Raw genomic sequence first — 883 nt, 5'->3', positions numbered from 1 at the left:
CCACGGTGCTGCGGGTCACCCATCCGGCGTCCTGTCCACCGGAGAGCTCTATGGATCGACCATACTGTTTGCTCTGTTCCTGAATCAGCAAAGCACCGGTTAAGGTGCGTTCCTGGCTCTGCTCCACCGGGTTCCAGTCAAACTCGTTTATCCACAACAAATCGTCGGGCAGTGTGATGCTATCCAGTTGCATAGGTCTTCCTTACACGGATCTCAATCCGGCGTTTCTCAGGGCTTCCAGCAATTTGCTTTCATCGCTTCGGTTGATGCCCACGTTGACGCTGCCGCCGGGGTACTCAAGACGGATAATCTTTTCGGCCTGTTTACTGTGTGCGCTTTGCTGTGGTGGGTTAATGCGTGAATTTTCCCGCTGACTGGGCAGCTTCTGCAGCTGCTCGGCTCGCTGCTCGGCGGCCAGCTGGTTGCGCTTCTCCCGGTAGATGGCATCGTTGAGCCGCAGGGCTTTGCTCAAGTCCTGGATGCTCTGCTGGTCGCCACCGGCTTTGGCTTCTTCCAGCTGGTTTTTTAGCTCTCGCTGGCGGCTCTGGTACTGACGCTTTTCGATCTGGTCTTGCTTACCCTGGAGGCGGTCTAACTCGTTCTGCAAACCGTCCAGGGTGTTTCTGGCGCTGCTGTTCAGCGACTCCATGCTTGACTCGGCCTGTTGTATGGCGCTGTCCAGCTGGCTCAGGTCTTGCTCGTTCAATAGCTGCAGAGAGTAGGCTGCGCTCTGGCCTTCTCTGGCCATGCGTCGGGCGGACACTTCACCGTTGTCGTACCCGGTCAGCAGCTCCTCCAGGGCGATCTTCTGCTCCAAAAACTGCTTTTTCACATAGGCGGCGTTCTGGGCGGTGTCGGTCATCCAGTCATCGATGCCGGTAAT

2 protein-coding genes are annotated in these 883 nt (G+C 57.1%); both read right to left on the bottom strand.

Annotation, left to right across the window (positions count from 1 at the left end; all coding sequences use genetic code 11):
- Window positions 1-193: hypothetical protein (locus AK963_RS29765; protein WP_420795629.1), on the bottom strand; the 193-nt coding region annotated here is incomplete at its 3' end.
- Window positions 194-202: 9 nt separating this feature from the next.
- The coding region (locus tag AK963_RS34160) for a hypothetical protein (protein WP_175404751.1) at window positions 203-883 on the bottom strand (681 nt) is incomplete at its 5' end.

Origin of the sequence: Endozoicomonas atrinae (assembly GCF_001647025.1) — a bacterium.
GTDB lineage: Bacteria > Pseudomonadota > Gammaproteobacteria > Pseudomonadales > Endozoicomonadaceae > Endozoicomonas > Endozoicomonas atrinae.
The sequence above is the reverse complement of the archived record's forward strand: the minus strand, read 5'-3'. Positions and strand labels throughout refer to the sequence as shown.